General features: G+C 62.1%; 14 protein-coding genes. All 14 read right to left on the reverse strand.

Annotated features, from left to right (window positions below):
- Window positions 1-4 precede the first annotated feature (4 nt).
- Entirely contained in the window at window positions 5-1,807 is a 1,803-nt protein-coding gene (gene atzF / locus CUR33_RS04940) for an allophanate hydrolase (protein WP_289238873.1), read from the reverse strand.
- A 193-nt stretch (window positions 1,808-2,000) separates the two neighbouring features.
- On the reverse strand, window positions 2,001-2,597 hold the full coding sequence (locus CUR33_RS04945) for a MarC family protein (protein WP_090249576.1): 597 nt from the start codon (window positions 2,595-2,597) through the stop codon (window positions 2,001-2,003).
- 75 nt (window positions 2,598-2,672) lie between these two features.
- On the reverse strand, window positions 2,673-5,453 hold the full coding sequence (locus CUR33_RS04950; RefSeq protein ID WP_448703126.1) for a response regulator: 2,781 nt from the start codon (window positions 5,451-5,453) through the stop codon (window positions 2,673-2,675).
- Between the two features lie 113 nt (window positions 5,454-5,566).
- Window positions 5,567-6,856: a phosphoribosylamine--glycine ligase gene (gene purD, locus CUR33_RS04955; RefSeq protein WP_289238874.1), complete on the reverse strand. Its 1,290-nt coding sequence runs from the start codon at window positions 6,854-6,856 to the stop codon at window positions 5,567-5,569.
- A gap of 195 nt (window positions 6,857-7,051) precedes the next feature.
- Window positions 7,052-8,659, reverse strand: coding sequence for a bifunctional phosphoribosylaminoimidazolecarboxamide formyltransferase/IMP cyclohydrolase (gene purH, locus CUR33_RS04960; protein ID WP_289238875.1), 1,608 nt, complete (start codon window positions 8,657-8,659; stop codon window positions 7,052-7,054).
- Between the two features lie 74 nt (window positions 8,660-8,733).
- The gene (gene fis / locus CUR33_RS04965; RefSeq protein ID WP_090249568.1) at window positions 8,734-9,054 is read right to left on the reverse strand and encodes a DNA-binding transcriptional regulator Fis; all 321 of its coding nucleotides are present in this window, start codon (window positions 9,052-9,054) and stop codon (window positions 8,734-8,736) included.
- A complete protein-coding gene (dusB, locus tag CUR33_RS04970; protein ID WP_289238876.1) occupies window positions 9,051-10,049 on the reverse strand; it encodes a tRNA dihydrouridine synthase DusB in 999 nt (332 codons plus the stop codon). Before dusB ends, fis begins: the two co-directional genes overlap by 4 nt.
- Window positions 10,050-10,228: 179 nt before the next feature.
- Entirely contained in the window at window positions 10,229-11,566 is a 1,338-nt protein-coding gene (locus CUR33_RS04975; RefSeq protein WP_289238877.1) for a DUF3426 domain-containing protein, read from the reverse strand.
- A 76-nt stretch (window positions 11,567-11,642) separates the two neighbouring features.
- Window positions 11,643-12,521, reverse strand: coding sequence for a 50S ribosomal protein L11 methyltransferase (prmA, locus tag CUR33_RS04980; protein ID WP_289238878.1), 879 nt, complete (start codon window positions 12,519-12,521; stop codon window positions 11,643-11,645).
- Between the two features lie 264 nt (window positions 12,522-12,785).
- Window positions 12,786-14,135 (reverse strand): acetyl-CoA carboxylase biotin carboxylase subunit, encoded by a 1,350-nt coding sequence (accC, locus tag CUR33_RS04985; protein ID WP_090249556.1) that lies wholly within the window; start codon window positions 14,133-14,135, stop codon window positions 12,786-12,788.
- Between the two features lie 17 nt (window positions 14,136-14,152).
- On the reverse strand, window positions 14,153-14,614 hold the full coding sequence (gene accB, locus CUR33_RS04990) for an acetyl-CoA carboxylase biotin carboxyl carrier protein (protein ID WP_275960600.1): 462 nt from the start codon (window positions 14,612-14,614) through the stop codon (window positions 14,153-14,155).
- A 22-nt stretch (window positions 14,615-14,636) separates the two neighbouring features.
- Window positions 14,637-15,086 (reverse strand): type II 3-dehydroquinate dehydratase, encoded by a 450-nt coding sequence (gene aroQ, locus CUR33_RS04995; RefSeq protein WP_160085619.1) that lies wholly within the window; start codon window positions 15,084-15,086, stop codon window positions 14,637-14,639.
- Window positions 15,087-15,206: 120 nt separating this feature from the next.
- Window positions 15,207-16,973, reverse strand: a complete 1,767-nt coding sequence (locus CUR33_RS05000) for a protein-disulfide reductase DsbD (protein WP_289238879.1) — start codon at window positions 16,971-16,973, stop codon at window positions 15,207-15,209.
- 137 nt (window positions 16,974-17,110) lie between these two features.
- Window positions 17,111-19,075 (reverse strand): methyl-accepting chemotaxis protein, encoded by a 1,965-nt coding sequence (locus tag CUR33_RS05005; protein WP_289238880.1) that lies wholly within the window; start codon window positions 19,073-19,075, stop codon window positions 17,111-17,113.
- Window positions 19,076-19,167 lie beyond the last annotated feature (92 nt).

The following is a 19,167-nucleotide window of genomic DNA, read 5'->3' on the forward strand; positions in this document are numbered from 1 at the left end:
GGCGTCAGCCCTGCTGCTGGCTGGTGATAAACGCGCGCCAGCCACCGAAGCTGGTGATATCGCGCGCGCCATCTAGCGCATAGGGTTCGCAGATAAAGCCTTTGACCCAGCGACCATCGGCCAGCTGCAGATTGCCGATGCCCAGTGGCGCGGGAATCTCTGCGACGAATTCGCCAAAGCGCGCCTGTGGGATATCCCACAGCTCGACGATGATCGCCGCGCCGTCTTCGGCCACCCGCGCCAGCCCCGGTTTCGGCGGCACAGTGCCGGGCAGGGCATACAGGCGATACGTGGCAGCGCTGGTGGTTTGCTCAACCAATACGGCGTCGCGGCTGGTGAGTTGGAAGTTCAGCGGCATACCGGTCAGGTGTGCGCCGACTACGGCGACGCGCACGCTGCCGGGGGCTGGCGTGCTGCTCAGCGCCTGCTCGGGCAATGCTTTACCCGTGGCGCCCAGCGGCAGCTTGAGGGCCTGCTGCCAGCGCTGGCCAAAGGCGGCGAGTGCCTGGTCGTGCCAGGCTGGAGCGATCAGGGTGATACCGGCGGGCAGACCGTCGGCACGCATACCAGCGGGTACGGCCAGGGCCGACAGGTCGGCGAGGTTGGTGAAGTTGGTGTAGGTGCCGAACTGGCTGTTGAACAGCACCGGCTCTGCGTCCATCTCGGCCAGGCTGCGAAGGGTCGGCGAGGTCGGTACCACCAGGGCATCGAAACCGGCCAGCACGTCATTGATCGTCCGGCTCAGTGCGGCGCGAGTGTATTCGGCCTTGTAGGCATCGCAGGCGCTGTATTTATGGCCGTTTTCGACGATACCGCGCACCACCGGGTTGATATGTGCCGGGTCGACGTCTTCGAGCGCCACAGTGCGTTCGGCGACCCAGCTGCCGTAATACAGCTGCTCGGCCAGTTGCTGGAAGGGCGTGAAATCGATCTCCACCAGATCAGCGCCCAACTCGCGCAACTTGGCCAGGGCCTGCTCAAACACCGCTTGGTTCTGCCTATCGCCAAAGAACTCGGGGTTGCTTGGCACTGCCAGGCGCGGCTTGGCCGGCATGCCGACCTTGGCGCTATTGGGGTTCTTGCGGCTGTAAGGGTCAGCTGCGTCATAGCCACCGGCAATCTGCGCCACGCTCAGGGCATCGCTGACGGTCAGGGCAAATACAGAAATGCAATCAAGCGTTTTACAGGCCGGCACCAGGCCGCTATTTGACAGCCAGCCCTTGCTCGGCTTGAGCCCGACGATGTTGTTGAAGCCCGCTGGAACACGGCCGGAGCCGGCGGTGTCGGTGCCCAGCGAGAAGGGCACTAGGCCACGCGCCACCACGCTGGCTGAGCCGGAGCTGGAACCGCCGCTGACGTAATCCGGATTAAAGCTGTTGCGCACCGCGCCATACGGCGAACGGGTGCCGACCAGGCCAGTGGCGAACTGGTCAAGGTTGGTCTTGCCGATCAGGATGGCGCCCGCAGCGCGCAGCTTGGCCACCACCGTGGCGTCGGCTGCAGCGGTGTAGGCGAACTCCGGGCAGGCAGCGGTGGTGGGCCAGCCGGCAGCGTCGATATTGTCTTTGATGGCGAAGGGCACGCCGTACAGCGACAGCTTGCTCAGCTCGCCGTTGGCGGCGTCGAGTAGCGCTGACAACGCATCGAGCTGGGCATTGAGCTGCACTTCGCTGGCCAGGGTGATCCAGGCATTGTCCTCTGTGCTCAGTTCGAGGCGCAGGCTATGCAGCAGCTCGGCGGGTGATTGGCCGTCGCGGTAGGTCTGTTGCCAGTCGGTGAGGGTGAGGGTGATCGGGGCGTTGGACATGCGCTGATATTCCATCTTGTATCCAAGTGATGGAGTGATCAGAGCAAGCCTGGTGCCAGGTTTGCTAAGTCGATCTATTTCAATGAGTTAGCCGCGTATTGCGGCTTTTCAGAGAGCGGCGCAGAACGGTTGGTGCACCGCAGCGGGGCCGATTGCCAGCTTGTGGTGCAGCCCGAAGCGCATCCGGGCTGGGTCAGAGGGCTAGGTAGTTCTTGACTCCGGTAAAGATGATCTGCGCGGCCAGGGCGCAGACAAACAGCCCCATTAGGCGGCTGACGATCTGCAGGCCCTGATCGCCGAGCAGGCGCTCGAACTGGTTGGACATATACAGCACCACGCCCACCGTGAGACTGGCCAGGGCGATGCCCAGCACGGCCACGGCCTTGTCGCCCCAGTCCGGCTGGCTGGCGCCCATCAGCAGCAGCGCACCGATGGTGCCGGGGCCGACGGTGAGCGGGATGGTCAGCGGCACGATGGTTACGTCCTGCTGCACGTTATCGCTCTGCACTGCCGACTTGCCCTGGGCCATGCCTAGGGCCGAGATAAACAGCACGCTGCCAGCGCCGATGCGGAAGGCGTCGATGGTGATGCCGAACAGGGTGAAGATGTGTTTACCGAACAAGTACAGCAGCACGCTGGCGATCAGTACTCCGAGGGCGACTTTCCAGGCCAGGCGCTTGCGTTCCTTGACCGTGTAGCCACGGCTCAGGCCGATAAAGCACGACAGCACGAAGAACGGGCTATAGAGCACCAGCAGTTTCAAATACAGGCTGAACAGCGCGGACGCCATGGAAAGAACTCGTCTCGATAAAGAAGGGTGGCAGGGTAAGAGTGTAGAGGCTGCCAGGCAATCCCGGCCGTATCCTCAGGAAGGCAGGGCGTCGCGTTGGCGGCGGATTTCCCGTTCGGCGACCCAGTGTTCGATCAGCTCGCGCAGTTGCGACATTTCCACCGGTTTGGACATATGCCCGTCCATACCAACCTGGCGGGCGCGTTCTTTGTGTTCGTTGAGGATGTGCGCGGTGAGCGCCACCACCGGGGTGCGTGTGCGCTGTTCGGCGGCTTCCCAGGCGCGCAGCTGCTCGGTGGCGGAGAAACCGTCGAGTACCGGCATTTCACAATCCATCAGCACCAGGTCGTATTGCTTAGCTTTCATCGCGCTGAGGGCTTCTTCGCCGTTGCTGGCAGTGTCGGGCTGCAGGTTCAGCTTGCCGAGCATGCCGCGGATCACCTTGGTGGAGATGGTGTTGTCCTCGGCCACCAGAATGCGGAAGTCATTGGGCACGTTCAGCTGCGCGCTAACCGGCGTTGGGCTGAACATCGGTGAATCGCCCTTGCCGCGTTGCGCCAGTTCATCGGCCAGGGTGGTTTTCAGGGTATAGCCAGCCACCGGCTTGGCCAGGATGCGTTTGATCCCGGCGTTGCGCGCGATGATCTTGCTCGGCGCATTGCTGATGCCGGTGAGCATGATCACCAGAATGTCGTGGTTGAGGTTGGCGTCTTCCTTGATCCGCGCGGCCAGCTGCATGCCGGTCATCCCGGGCATGTCCTGATCGAGCAGCACCGCATCGAAGTATTCACGCAGATGCGCCTTGGTCCGCAGCAGGGCCATGGCCTCTTTACCTGAGGGCACGGCGCTGACCTGCATGCCCCAGGCGCTGCATTGTTGCACCAGCACCTTGCGGCAGGTGTCGTTGTCGTCCACCACCAGCAGGCGAGCGCCCTGCAGCGAGGCATCGAGGTCGGCGGTGGGTTGTTCCAGTCGCGTTGCGTCCAGCGGTAGGGTCAACCACAGGGTGGAGCCCTGGCTGCCGCCGCTCTGGATGCCGAATTCGCCTTCCATCAAGCGCACCAGCTGGCGGGCGATGATCAGGCCGAGGCGGCCGCCGATTTTGGTGGCGGCAAGGAAGTCCTTGCTGTGCAGTTCGGCATTCAGCAGCGCGTCGCGCTCGCTGGCATCCAGCGGTTTGCCACTGTCCTGCACAGCGATGCGCAGGCGCGGTTGTTCGGTATTGGTGTCGAGTGCGACCACCAGAAGGATTTCACCTTCGTCGGTCTGTTTGAAGGCATTGTCCAGCAGGCTCAGCAGGGTCTGGCGCAGGCGCGTGGGGTCGCCGCTGATCACCCGTGGCACCTGCGGCTGCATAAAGCTGATCAGCTCGACTTTCTGCTGCTCGGCCTTGGCGCGGAAGATATCCAGGCAGTCTTCGATCAGTGCATTAAGGTCGAACTGCACGTCATCCAGCTCGATCTGCCCGGATTCGAGCTTGGAGATGTCGAGGATTTCGTTGATCAGGGTGAGCAGCTCGTTGCCCGAGCTGTGGATGGTCTGTACGTAGTCGCGTTGCTTGGCGGACAGTGGCGTGCCTAGCAGTAGTTCGGTCATGCCCAGCACGCCATTCATCGGCGTGCGGATTTCGTGACTGATCTTGGCGAGAAATTCCGCCTTGGCTTTCAATTCGGCGGAGCTGGCGGCGAGGGCGCGGCTGGTGCTGAACTGGTCCTGCATGATGCGTCGCTGTCGCTCACTCAAGGCCATGCTGAGGATAAAACCGCTGACGGCGGTGGTGGCGAGCAGGCCGTAAGCGATCCACTCACTCTGTACCGCCCAGTAGCCGAACAGGATTGGCAGGGCGCAGATAAAGGCTGCACAAAAAAGTAGCACTGCCAGGCTGAACAGCCGTGCCGGCTGGTAGCCATGCCGCCAGTGCGTCAATGCAACCATGAGGATGCTCAGTCCGGCGACGGCATTCAGCAGGTAGACCAGTTGATTGAACTGCAAATTGGTTGCGACCAGCAGTGCCACGCAGACCAGGCTGATCACCACCACTTCGCCGGTGAGCAGGTGGTTCAGCGGCGTGCTCGGGCAGACCTTGTGGAAAAAACTGGCGGTAAAGCACAGGGCGCAGAGTGCGGCCAATAGCATCGACAGATTGGCAATCTGCGGTTGCAGGCTTTGCCATTCGCTGAGCCAGGGCGTGCTGATCCCCAGCAGGCTGACCACCGCCACCAGCTGGCAGACCTGGGTGGCCGCCAGCCACAGGCCGCTAACAGCACGCGTATAGGCAAAGCGCACAAGGTTATAGGCCACCAGCATACCCAGGCAGCCGAGCAGTAAGCCAAACATCAATGGGCGCTTGTCATCGGCGACCATCGCCTGCGCACTTTGCAGGGTAATGCTAGGGCGCAGCGAATGTTCCGAGGCCAGGCGCAGGTAGATATCCAGTGGCTGCTCAGCACTTGGCAGCGGCAAGAGGAAGTCGCGGCTGGCCAGGGGGCGGCTGGAAAATGGCAGGTTACTACCGGTGTGCGCCTGCTCGATCAGCGTATCGCCCTGCAGCACGTACAGGTCGAGATAGGCCAGATAGGGCGCGAACACCCGCAGCATCTGCGCATCAGTGTTGACTGGCATGCGGTGATGCAGCCACAGCGCACTGTTGCCGCCAGGGGTGTAAAGCTGGGTGAGGTCGGTTGAGCGGAACTGCGCCTGGCGCTCGGGGCTACGTACATCATTGAATTGCAGCTCAGCGCTCGGGTCGGTGAGGCTTGACCAGGACGCCTGCGCATCTGCCTGAGCTGACGCTACAGTAAGCGCCATCAGCAGCGTGCTGAGTAGCAGGTAGGTGGCAATCCTCAGCCGGCGCACAGTGAAGTCCCTTCAAAAATAAGTGCTTGGATTATAGCCAAGCTGTTCGCGAGGGAAATATGACAAAGGTGGCCAATTGGCCACCTTTGTCGTGTTTTACCCTTTATTTACCTTCATTTTTCCCCGCGTTCGCGGGCGATGGCGCGGTAACCGATGTCGTTGCGGTAGAAACTGCCGTTCCAGCGGATTTTCTCAGCCAGGCGGTAGGCCTGCTGCTGAGCTTCTTCAACCGTACGACCGATTGCGGTGGCGCAGAGTACGCGGCCACCTGCGGTGACGATCTGGCCGTCCTTCAGAGCGGTGCCCGCATGGAACACTTTGCCTTCCAATTGCGCGGCAGCATCCAGACCTTCGATCACATCGCCCTTGGCGTAATCGGCCGGATAACCACCAGCGGCGATCACCACACCCACGGTTGGGCGTGGGTCCCAGGTGGCTTCGACCTTGTCCAGCGCCTTGGCCAGTGCGGCTTCGACCAGCAGAACCAGAGAGCTTTCCAGGCGGCACATGATCGGCTGGGTTTCTGGGTCGCCGAAGCGGCAGTTGAACTCAATAACCTTGGGCTTGCCGGCCTTGTCGATCATCAGCCCGGCGTAGAGGAAACCTGTGTAGACGTTGCCTTCTGCCGCCATACCGCGCACGGTCGGGTAGATCACTTCGTCCATCACGCGTTGGTGCACGTCTGCGGTGACCACCGGAGCTGGCGAATAAGCGCCCATGCCGCCGGTGTTCGGGCCGGTATCGGCGTCACCGACGCGCTTATGGTCCTGGCTGGTGGCCATCGGCAGCACGTTCTCACCGTCGACCATGACGATAAAGGAGGCTTCTTCACCGTCCAGAAACTCTTCAATGACCACGCGCGAACCCGCGTCACCGAAAGCGTTGCCAGCGAGCATGTCGCGTACGGCGTCCTCGGCTTCAGCCAGGGTCATGGCGACGATCACGCCTTTGCCCGCAGCCAGGCCGTCAGCCTTGATCACGATCGGCGCGCCGACTTTTTGCAGGTAGGCCAGGGCCGGCTCGACTTCGGTGAAGTTCTGGTAGTCGGCTGTTGGGATGTTCTGGCGTGCCAGGAAATCCTTGGTAAAGGCCTTGGAGCCTTCCAGCTGCGCAGCGGCGGCGGTTGGGCCGAAGATATCCAGCTTGCGCGAACGGAACAGATCGACCACGCCTTTAACCAGCGGCGCTTCCGGGCCAACGATGGTCAGCTGCACGTTCTGCTCAGCGAAATCGGCCAGCTGCTCGATAGCCAGCACATCGATGTTGACGTTTTCGCACTTGGGCTCAACGGCGGTGCCAGCGTTGCCGGGGGCGACGAAGACTTTAGTGACGCGCTTGTCTTGTGCCACTTTCCAGGCCAGGGCGTGTTCGCGACCGCCGCTGCCGATGATCAATACGTTCATGTTTCTCTCCCAATGGAGGCCGGCGTATGGCCGTTTGGTGGATAAGCGAAGCGTTATCCACCCTACAAATTTCGAGGTCGCGATCGGGCTGGTAGATGCAAGGCGTCCGGCCCTTCACCCAGCGGAGTTGCCTTCTGGCAATGAGCATGGGGGGGCCGGACAACGCCGCAGATGCCTGTCCGAGTGCGGCCGATTTTAGTGCCTAAAGTGGCGCATGCCGGTAAACACCATGGCGATATTGGCTTCGTCGGCAGCCGCGATTACTTCGTTGTCACGCATCGAGCCGCCCGGCTGGATCACCGCAGTAATGCCATTGGCCGCCGCATTGTCCAGGCCGTCGCGGAACGGGAAGAAGGCGTCGCTGGCCATGACCGAGCCGGCGACCTGCAGCCCGGCGTGTTCGGCCTTGATGGCGGCGATGCGCGCGGAGTTGACGCGGCTCATCTGGCCGGCGCCGACGCCGATGGTCTGGCGGCCTTTGGCGTAGACGATGGCGTTGGATTTGACGAACTTGGCCACTTTCCAGGCGAAGATCAGGTCATGGATTTCCTGCTCGCTCGGCGCACGCTGAGTAACGATCTTCAGGTCTTCGGCCTTGATCATGCCTATGTCGCGGCTCTGCACCAGCAGGCCACCGTTGACGCGTTTGAAGTCCCAGCCAGCGCTGCGCTCGGCCGGCCATTCGCCGCATTCCAGCAGGCGTACGTTGGCTTTGGCGGCGACGATGGCGCGAGCCTCTGCGCTGATTTTCGGGGCGATGATCACTTCGACGAACTGGCGCTCGACGATGGCCTGGGCGGTGGCACCGTCCAGCTCACGGTTGAATGCGATGATGCCGCCGAAGGCCGACTCGGTGTCAGTGGCGTAGGCCAGCTCATAGGCCTGGCGGATGCCGCCTTCGCTGTCCAGGGCCACGGCCACGCCGCACGGGTTGGCATGCTTGACGATTACGCAGGCCGGTTTGACGAAGCTCTTCACACATTCCAGCGCGGCGTCGGTGTCGGCCACGTTGTTGAACGACAGCTCTTTGCCTTGCAGCTGAATGGCGCTGGCCACGCTGGCTTCACCCTTCTGCGCTTCCACGTAGAACGCCGCACTCTGGTGCGGGTTCTCGCCGTAGCGCATTTCCTGAGCCTTGATGAACTGGCTGTTGAAGGTGCGCGGGAACGCGCCGCGCTCTTCGGTGCTCAGGGTGTCGCGGCTCTGGTCGATGGTGCCCAGGTAGTTGGCGATCATGCCGTCGTAGGCGGCGGTGTGCTCGAAGGCTTTCAGCGCCAGGTCGAAGCGCTGGGCGTAGCTCAGGCCGCCGGCTTTCAGCGACTCGATGATGCCGGCGTAGTCGCTGGCGTTGACCACGATGGCCACGTCTTTGTGGTTCTTCGCGGCAGAGCGAACCATGGTCGGGCCGCCGATGTCGATGTTCTCGATGGCGTCGGCCAGGTCACAACCCGGCTTGGCTACGGTGGCGGCGAAGGGGTAGAGGTTGACCGCGACCAGGTCGATTGGCTTGATGCCGTGCTCATCCATTACCGCGCCGTCGATGGCGCGACGGCCGAGGATGCCGCCGTGGATCTTCGGGTGCAGGGTCTTGACGCGACCGTCCATCATTTCCGGGAAGCCGGTGTAGTCGGCGACTTCCACAGCAGCGATGCCGTTGTCCTTGAGCAGCTTGTAAGTGCCGCCGGTGGAGAGGATTTCCACGTTCAGGGCGACGAGCTCGCGGGCAAACTCGAGGATGCCGGTCTTGTCGGAAACACTGATCAAGGCGCGGCGAACGGGGAGGCGGGTGGTCTGGTCGGTCATTTCAGAATCCATCAGAGCAGGGATATCAGCAAAAAAGGCGGCTCATGTGGGCCGCCCTTTTCGGGAGTTCGGGGTTACAGCAGGTCGTATTGCTTGAGCTTCTTGCGCAGGGTGCCGCGATTCAGGCCGAGCAGCTCGGAGGCCTTGGTCTGGTTGCCCTTGACGTAGTTCATCACGGTTTCCAGCAGCGGCGCTTCCACTTCGGTGAGCACCAGGTTGTACACGTCACTGACGTCTGCGCCCTCAAGATGGGCAAAATAATTGTGCAGAGCCTTCTCAACGCTGCCGCGCAGGGTTTGCCCCTCTTCGCTTGGCGTATTGAGATGCTGCTTCAAGCTGCTGTTGTCACTCACGGGAGCCATTCCACTTCCTAAAGTCTCAGTCAACATCGTCATGCGGCCACCCCTTCTCCATTGTTATGACGCTCGCTGAAGAACTCGCGAACGTTGGTGCACTGCGCGTCCGTACTGTCCAGACGATTGAATTGGGCGCGGAACTCCCTGGCGCCCGGCAAGGTTGCGAGATACCAACTGACATGCTTGCGGGCAATGCGAACGCCCATTACATCGCCGTAGAAGGCGTGCAGTGCAGCCAGATGTTCAAGCAGAATGCGTTCCACTTCGAGCAGGCTAGGTGCCGGGAGCTGTTCACCGGTACACAGGTAATGCTCGATCTCACGGAATATCCACGGCCGGCCCTGAGCCGCGCGACCGATTAGCAGGCCATCAGCGCCAGTGGCGGCGAGCACCATTTTGGCCTTCTGCGGCGAATCGATATCGCCATTGGCCAGCACCGGAATTGACACCGCCTGCTTGATCGCGGCGATGGTGTCGTACTCGGCCTCGCCCATATACAGGTCGGCGCGGGTGCGGCCATGCACGGCCAGCGCGACAATGCCGGCGTCTTCGGCGATCTTCGCCACGGCAATGCCGTTCTTGTTCTCACGGTCCCAGCCGGTGCGGATTTTCAGGGTCACCGGCACATCTACGGCGGCGACCACAGCCTGAAGAATCTCGCGGACTAACACTTCGTCTTTCAATAGGGCGGAACCGGCGGCCTTGTTGCAGACCTTCTTGGCCGGGCAGCCCATATTGATGTCGATGATCTGCGCGCCCATTTCCACGTTGCGCCGCGCCGCTTCGGCGAGCATTTCGGGATCACCACCGGCGATCTGTACCGAGCGTGGCTCGGGATCACCGCTGTGCATCATGCGTAGGCTCGACTTGCGGGTGTTCCACAGGCGCACATCGCTGGTGACCATTTCCGACACCACCAGACCCGCACCCATACGCTTGCACAGCTGTCGAAACGGCTGATCAGTGACCCCCGCCATCGGGGCGAGAATCAGCGAATTTTGCAATGTATAAGGGCCGATGCGTAGCGCCGACATAGGGCTTCCCTGCTCAAGAGACCAGCTGTTGAACAAATAGGAGAGTGCGAAAAAGGGTGGGCATGATACCCGCTCTGGATGACCGGAGAAAGGCTGTTTTGAACAAATTCTGAACAGCTCTGGCCTTATCGCGAAGGGTTTGGTTAGCGCGGATTTTCAAGCAATCCGCGGCATGCAGGCTATTCCGGCGAGTGGAAGCTCAGGCTGTAGTTCACCGCCTGGGTGCCTGGGTCGAGGATGTCCAGGGAGATGTGAATAGGCGTCTGCGGCGGCATTTCCGCGTTGCCAGCCAGCTCGCCAGCGAGGTATTCGCTGGGCTTGAAACGGCGGCTGGCAAGCAGTTGGCCGTTGATGTCGGCAAAGCGCATTTCCAGCAGCGGGAAAGGCTGCGAGAACGCTGCGCGGTTGTAGAGGATGGCATCGACCACCAGAGCACCGCTGAATTCCGGGTGGCTGCGTACCACCAGGTTGCTGCTCTTGACCTGGGTGATGTCTACCTTGGAGGGCAGCTGACAGCCGACTGTCGGGCAGAGTTGCTCGAACCAGGGGCGGTACTGATCCTGGCGCGCCAGTTCATCGAAGTGATACATCACGTACTGCCCGGCCAGGGCGCTGGCCCCAATCAGGTTCAGAAGCCCCCAGCCGATCCAGCGTCCCCAGGGCTTCTTCGGTTGTTGCCAGTCCAGCAGAAGCGGCTCGTCATCCAGCTCGAACAGGTGCTCGTCCCTCAGTTCGGGCTCGCTGCGCGCGGTCTTTTTCGGTGCCGCAACAGTGGGTTCTTCATCAACTGGTTCGTCTGCCCGCGAGCTAAATGGCTCGCGCTCGGCATGCAGTTCGATGTGCTCGATTTCCGGCTCTGGGTGGCGGCGGTCAAGGGCGTTGAGGTCGAGCGGCGGCTCGTCATCGGGCTCGTTGACTGGCTCGGGCGCTACAGGTGTAGACGGCGGAGTCGGCCGCACAGGTGGCGTCAGCGGCTGAGGTTTGACGCTCAGGCTGGCCGCTGGCTTGCTCAGCTCGTCCTGCAACAGTGCTTCGGCCCAGCGCTCGTCATGCGGGTCGCGCTCAATCGGTTCGGGCGCCAGAAAATTTTCGGCGTATTTCGGTGCGCTATCAATCGCCAGGAACTGCTTGGACAGCTGCTGCTCCTGGGCTTCGAGCTTGGCCAGCTCTTCGTCCAGATCGAGGCCGTCAAGGTCCAGGTCGTCATGAATCCACAGTGTATCGCTGGTTTTGCTGCTGGCAGGCGCGGCATGTATTGCAGAGGGTGTGCTGGGTGCGGCCGGCTGCGGTGCTGGTGGCGCAAGCGGTTTGCTGGGCTGTGGTGCCGGCGCTGGCGCAGCGGCAGGCACTGCGGGTGGTGGCAGTTGCTGGCCCTGTTCACGAAGCTGTTGCGCAGCATTGAACACATGCAGGCAGGCCCCGCAGCGCACGGCACCATGGGCGGCGCCCAGCTGCGTGAGGTTCACGCGAAAGCTGGTGCGGCAATGGGGGCACTGGGTGACGAAGCTCTGGGTCATGCGGCGATCCGGCTAAACGAGGCGGCTAGTCTAACGCAAGTGCTTGGTAATGCAGCAGCTGTGCGCGCTGGGGCGGTTAGCGGCGTACACCACTGATACGCACCCAGCCATCTTTGTCAGCGGTCGGGTCGAGGATAAAGGCGTCGTTATAGGCGGCGCGCACCTCTTCGGCCTGCTCGGCAAGGATGCCCGACAGCGCCAGGCGCCCGCCCGGCTTGACCAGGCTGGTGATCTGCGGCGCCAGCGCCACCAGTGGGCCGGCGAGAATATTGGCGACCACCACGTCGGCTGGCTGTTGCGGCATGTCGTCCGGCAGGTAGAGCGGGAAGCGCTCCGGGTCGATACCGTTGCGTCCGGCGTTATCCCGCGAGGCTTCGATGGCCTGAATATCGATATCAGTGCCCACCGCCTGCGGCGCGCCGAGCAGCAGGGCGGCAATTGCCAGGATGCCCGAGCCGCAACCGAAGTCGATCACGCTGCAATCCTGCAGGTTCTGGCCGTCCAGCCATTCCAGGCACAGTGCGGTGGTCGGATGGGTACCGGTGCCGAAGGCCAGGCCCGGATCGAGCAGCAGGTTGACCGCGTCCGGCTCCGGCGCGGCGTGCCAGCTCGGCACGATCCACAGGCGTTGACCGAAGCGCATCGGCTGGAAGCCGTCCATCCAGCTGCGCTCCCAGTCCTGGTCGGCGATTACTTCAGCCTGGTGCTCCGGCAATTCGGCGCCGGTCAGCAGTTGCAGGTGAGCAAATACCGCGTTGGCGTCGGTATCGGCTTCAAACAGGGCGAGCAGGTGGGTGTGCGACCACAGCGGCGTGGTGCCCAGGTCCGGCTCAAAAATCGGCTGGTCTTCGGCGTCCATAAAGGTCACCGAGACTGCGCCGACTTCCAGCAACGCATCTTCGTAGGTTTCCGCTTGCTCCGGGGTGATGGCGAGACGGACTTGTAACCAGGGCATGGCAAACCTCGTGAACGTTGTGGCGTGATGGCGCAAATTGGCGCGCAGCTTACTTGAAGCGATGGTGCGGCTGCCACCGCTTGCGGTCGGCAGAAACGACAAGGGCCGCCGAATGGCAGCCCTTGTTTAGCATTTCAGTCATGACATCGCGAGCTAGAGTGGGACAAGGCGAAAACGGCCGAGGAAGCGGAGTTTACGTCTGTAAATGAGCATTCCTCAGCCGTTTTTAACGCAGTACCGCCGACGCGCAGCAGGTCATGGGGCTTAGTGCTTATCCATACCCAGTTTCTTTTCCAGGTAGTGGATATTCACGCCGCCTTTGCAGAAGCCTTTGTCGCGGACCAGCATGCGGTGCAGCGGCACGTTGGTCTTGATGCCGTCGACGACGATCTCGTCCAGGGCGTTGCGCATGCGGGCCATGGCCTCTTCGCGGGTGGCGCCGTAGGTGATCAGCTTGCCGATCAGTGAGTCGTAGTGCGGCGGTACGGTGTAGCCGCTGTACAGGTGCGAATCGACCCGCACGCCATTACCGCCTGGGGCGTGGAAGTGCTTGACCTTGCCAGGGCAGGGCATGAAGTTGTCCGGGTCTTCGGCGTTGATTCGGCATTCCAGCGAATGACCGCGAATCACCACGTCACTCTGCTTGAACGACAGCTTGTTGCCAGCGGCGATGCTGAGCATCTCCTTGACGATGTCGATGCCGGTGACCATTTCCGAGACCGGATGCTCAACCTGTACGCGGGTGTTCATCTCGATAAAGTAGAAATGCCCATCTTCATAGAGAAACTCGAAGGTACCAGCACCGCGGTAGCCGATCTCGATGCAGGCATCGACGCAGCGTTGCAGCACTTCGGCGCGGGCTTTTTCATCGATGCCCGGTGCCGGCGCTTCTTCCAGTACCTTCTGGTGGCGGCGCTGCAGCGAGCAGTCGCGGTCACCCAGGTGGATGGCGTTGCCCTGGCCGTCGGAGATCACCTGGACTTCCACGTGACGTGGATTACCGAGGAACTTCTCCAGATAGACCATCGGATTGCCGAACACCGAACCCGCTTCACTGCGGGTCAGCTTGGCCGATTTGATCAGGTCTTCTTCCTTGTACACCACGCGCATGCCGCGACCACCACCGCCGCCAGCGGCCTTGATGATCACCGGGTAACCGACTTCGCGAGCAATCTGCAGGGCAGTTTCCTCGTCTTCCGGCAGTGGGCCGTCAGAGCCAGGAACCACCGGTACGCCGGCGCGCTTCATGGCGTCCTTGGCCGACACCTTGTCGCCCATCAGGCGAATGGTCTCGGCTTTCGGGCCGATAAAGGCGAAGCCGGAGTTTTCCACCTGTTCGGCGAAATCAGCGTTTTCCGCAAGGAAGCCGTAGCCAGGGTGGATCGCAGTGGCGCCGGTGACTTCAGCTGCGCTGATGATCGCCGGAATATTCAAATAGGACAGCGCGCCAGAGGCTGGGCCGATGCACACCGACTCGTCGGCCAGGCCCAAGTGCATCAGTTCGCGGTCAGCGGTGGAATGCACCGCGACGGTCTTGATGCCCAGCTCTTTACAGGCGCGCAAGACGCGCAGGGCGATCTCGCCGCGGTTGGCGATCAGAACTTTTTCCAACATCGCTGGCTCTCCGTGGATCAAACGATGGTGAACAGAGGCTGGTCGTATTCCACCGGCTGACCGTTCTCGCCCAGGATGGATTCGATCACGCCGCTGGTTTCGGCCTCGATGTGGTTCATCATCTTCATCGCTTCAACGATGCAGAGAATGTCGCCTTTCTTCACGCTCTGGCCGACTTCTACGAAGTTGGCTGACGTTGGGCCGGATGCGCGGTAGAAGGTGCCGACCATTGGCGAGCGCACTACGGTGCCATTCAGCTTGGCTGCAGCCGGAGCTGCTGCTTCAGTGGCGACCGGTGCTGCAGCAACCGGAGCAGCTGCAGGCGCAGGTGCCTGGGCGTACATCGGTTGTTGCATAAATGCCGGCTGCTTGCTGTGACGGCTGATCCGCACGGACTCTTCGCCTTCGCGAATCTCCAGCTCGTCGATACCGGATTCTTCCAGCAGCTCGATCAGTTTTTTGACTTTACGAATATCCATAGTGGTTCAACTCCCGGTGAGGTCAGGGGCGCTTAAGTTCAAGTTGTTCGAGTGCAGCCTCCAGGGCCAGTCGATAACCGCTGGCGCCAAGGCCGCAGATCACTCCCACCGCGACATCTGAAAAGTAGGAGTGATGGCGGAAAGCTTCGCGTTTGTGCACGTTGGACAAATGCACTTCGATGAATGGGATGCTCACTGCCAGCAATGCGTCACGTAATGCGACGCTGGTATGAGTAAAAGCGGCAGGATTGATCAGGATAAAGTCGACACCTTCGCCTTTTGCGGCGTGAATACGGTCAATCAGCTCGTACTCGGCATTGCTCTGCAGGTACAGCAGATGGTGGCCTGCCTCACGCGCGCGGCGCTCCAGGTCGAGGTTGATCTGCTCCAGGGTGACGGCGCCGTAAACCCCTGGCTCGCGGGTGCCGAGCAGGTTGAGGTTGGGGCCGTGCAGTACCAATAAGGTCGCCATGATCCTTAATCCTTGTTTTTCTACTGGGCAGGACTATGCCGCGACAGCGCAGGGCTGTCCAGTTCTCAGCAATAGTCGACACGATGACCGCAGATTGCGGCAAATATATGACTCGGGGCGTTAAAAACGTTCCCGCGCCGTGCTCAGGCGCGCAGCAAAGGTCGCCGCATCCACCTCACCTACGACACGCAGATCCAGCCATTCGTCACCCTTGGCGTCGAACAGCAGAATGGCCGGCGGGCCGAACAGCTGGTAGCGGTCGAGCAGGGCGCGCTGGGCGGGGTTGCTTTCGGTGATGTCGAAACGCACCAGCTGATAGTCGCCGAGCTGGCGGCCGACTTCCGGGGCGTTGAGCACTTCACGCTCGATCACCTTGCAGCTGATGCACCAGTCGGCGTACCAGTCGAGCAGCAGCGGCTTGCCGTTGTTCTTTGCGGCAAGCAAGGCGGCATCCAGTTCGGCGGGGGTGCTGATAGTTTGCCATTGGCCAGCTTGTACCTGAGTGGCTTCGGCGGTGCTGACCATGCGGCCAAGCGGACGTAGCGGGTCATCCTGGCCTTGCAGTGCGCCGACCCAGGCCACCAAGGCGTAGACCAGCAGGGGCAGGCCTAGCAGTTGCGCAAGTTTCTGGTGATGGGTTTTCGGCGTCAGTTCCAGCGCCCCGAGCCACAATGCGATGCCTGCGGCCAGCAGGCCCCAGAGCGCCAGGCTGACTGGGCCGGGTACGACGCGCTCAAGCAGCCAAATCGCCACGGCCATCAGCAATGCGCCGAACAGATTGCGCACCGTGAGCATCCAGGGGCCGGATTTCGGCAGCAGAGCACCGCCACCGACGGCAAACAGCACCAGCGGCGCGCCCATGCCGAGGCCCAGGGCTAGCAACTTAAGGCCGCCGCCTAGGGCGTCACCGCTGGCGCTGATATACAGCAGCGCGCCGGCCAGTGGTGCGGATACACAGGGTGAAACCAGTACGCTGGACAGTACGCCAAGCGCCGCTGCACTAAAAATCGTGCCGCCATGTAGGCGCTGGCTCAGACGCTGTAACGGGCCATCAATTGCGGCTGGCAGGCGCAGTTCAAGAAAGCCCAGGCTGGCTGCGCCGAACAGGGCGAAGAAGATCGCAAACGGCACCAGCACCCAGGGCGATTGCAGGCGTGCCTGCAGGTTGAGTTCTGCACCGAACAGGCCCATCAGTGCGCCGAGGATGGCAAAGCTAAGGGCCATCGGCAGCACGTAGGCCAGCGACAGCACCAGGCTGCGCATGCCGCCGGGTTGGCCGCGCAGCACCACGCCGGTGAGGATTGGCAGCATCGGTAGCACGCACGGGGTAAAGGTCAGCGCCAGGCCGCCCAGGAAGAACAGCGCCAGATCTGTCCAGCTCCAGGGTGTTGCGGTATCCGGCGTGGCGCTGCTGGCCGCTGCACCGCCACCAATCGCCAGCACTTCGGTTTCCGGCGGGTAGCATAAGCCTTTGTCGGCGCAGCCCTGGTAGTTGACGCTGAGGTTGAAGGGGCGATTGTCTGGGTTGTCGACCGGCACTTCGACATCCAGCACCTCGTAATACACCTCGACATCGCCGAAGTACTCATCATGCTTGGCTTTGCCGGCCGGTAGCACGGCCTGGCTCAGCTTGATGTCGGCTGGCTCGCTGCTGAAACTGAAGCGGTGCCGGTACAGGTAATAACCTTCGGCGGCTACAAAGCGCAGTTTCACTGACTCGCTGGAGCTGCTGATCAGGCTCAGCTTGAACGCCTCGCGTACCGGCAGAAAATCCGCGCTGTTGTTCAGGGGCGCGCCGAGCTGCGCAGGAGCGGGCGGCTTATCGAACAGGCCGGCGCTTGCCGGCAGTACGACCAGAAGCAGAAGCAGGCTGAGTAGACGGTGCATGGCAGGCTCGTGATGCGGGAATCGCCGCATCATAGCGGAGGCGGGAGGCTCAGGGCACGGCCCAGGCTGTAAGCGGTCTTGTCTGCAGGCTGGATGGTGCGCGACAGATTGCCGCGCCAGCGGCCGTTAACCGTCTGTTAGACCCTGAACGCCTGCACGGCGGTATGCAGTTGGCCGCCGAGTTGCAGCAGTTGGTCGCCCTGATTACGGCCCTCGCCGATGCGCTGCAGGTTGTCGCCGCCAAGTTGGTGGATGCGCTCGCTGTGCCCGCGAATTTCGCTGACCGCGTCGCTCTGCTGCGCGGTGGCGTCGGCAATGCGCTCGGCCATGCTGGCGATGGTACGGATCGCCACGACGATTTCATCCAGCGCGCCATCGGCGGCTTCCGCCTGGCTGGCGGTGGCTTCGGCGTGTTCGACCTGAGTACGCATGGCCTGTACAGATTGCAGCGCGGCCTGTTGCAGGCGGCCGATCAGTTCCTGAATCTGCGCTGTCGCGCCGCTGGTGCGTTGCGACAACGAACGGACTTCATCGGCGACCACGGCAAAGCCGCGGCCCAGCTCGCCGGCCCGTGCCGCTTCGATGGCGGCATTCAGCGCGAGTAGGTTGGTCTGCTCGGCGATGCCACGAATCACCGTCAGCACATTGCCGATGGTCGCGGTTTCCTCGGCCAGGCGTTCGATGGCCTGGGCGTTGCCCTGCACCTCATCAACCAGTTCGTGCAGGCCGGTAAGGCTGTGGCCGATCACCTGCTGGCCCTGTTCCAGGGCGCGGTTGGCGTCGCGGCTGGCGTCGGCGGCCTGGCTGGCATCGCCGGCAACCTGCTGGATGGTGGCCTGCAGCTCTCCGAGCGCATCGCGGATCTGCGCGGTGTCGCCGGCCTGGCGTTCGGCGCCGCTGTGCAGGCCTCCACTGAGATCAGCTAAGGTGCGACTAGAACCGACTACTTGTTCGGCATGCCGGCGAATGGTACCGACCAAATCGACCAGATAGGCACGCAGACGGTTTAGCGACTCTTCGATATCGCGCAGTTCTTGAGTGCGTGAGTCCAGGCGGATGTCGGCGGCAAAATCGCCTTGCGCCCAGGCGGACAGTGCGGGGACCAAGTGCGTGAGTACCCGTGTTAGGCGTCGCTGGAGGGTGTCGATGATCAGGGCAATCAACAGAATCAGACCGATCATCAAGCCGAGTATCAGCTGTACTTCACCCTGGATGCGACCATGTTCGGCGCGCACTTGCGGTTCCAGCGCGGCCAGCGCCTGCTGCACCTGATCGATCTGCATGCGCGTGCTCGTGGCCAGAGCGCCGCGTTGTTCGATCAGATTACGGGTGCGTTGCAGTTCGGCCGGGTAGCGGCTGATCAGGTTGGCCAGGTCACGTTTGAGAGCAATACCACGGTCTTCGGCCTCGCTGCTCTCACTGCTGGTGTCCAAGCCCAGCATGTCAGCAAACGAATCGCCGGACGACTGGCTGGCGTCGGCCACGCCGAGCAGCGGCAGATCAGTGAGGGTTTGCGCCTGCTTACCCAAGGCTGTCAGTTCACGTTCTACTTCGCTGGCCAGTTCACTGCGGCCGCTGCGCACCAGCTTGTCGCGTGCGTGGGCCAGGCGGGTGAGGTGCCGTGCCGCGCTAAACAGCGGCTTGCGGTAAGCAACCGCGGCATTGGCTTCGCCGCTGTCGGCGTATTGCGCGAGCTGCTCCAGTGCGGCGTCCATTTCCCGTTCGGCTTGTAACAGCAGGCCTTGCGGGTCGGCGGAGAGCTTGCCAGCAGCCAGTAGCTCGTTTGCACTGAAGGCTTTGAGTTCAGCGAGGCTGGGACGCAGGTTATCCGCCAATTGCGTGGGCAATTCAGTCATGGCCTGTTCGAGGCTGTCCAACGATTGCAGGGCCGCGCTGTGGCGCAGGGCGTCGCCGCTTTCCAGGTAGGCGCTGATGTTCTGCGCGGCTTCGCCCTGGAACTGCTGGGACAGGCTAAGGTAGCGCGCCATCAGCAGGTAAGGGCGCTCCAGGGCTCGCTGTGACCACCAGAGCGTGACGGCAAGGGCCACGCAGACGGTAACCAGCAGCAGGGTATTGAGGTTGGTAAGGGATTTCAGGCGCATAAGGCTCGACCGATGACGAACGGTTCGGCCGCCGACGTGGACGTCAAGGCGGCTGCTAAGCCTCAGAATTTATTGCTTTTTCGTGACCGTAA

The sequence above is a fragment of the Pseudomonas sp. FEMGT703P genome, assembly GCF_002786345.1.
GTDB lineage: Bacteria > Pseudomonadota > Gammaproteobacteria > Pseudomonadales > Pseudomonadaceae > Aquipseudomonas > Aquipseudomonas peli.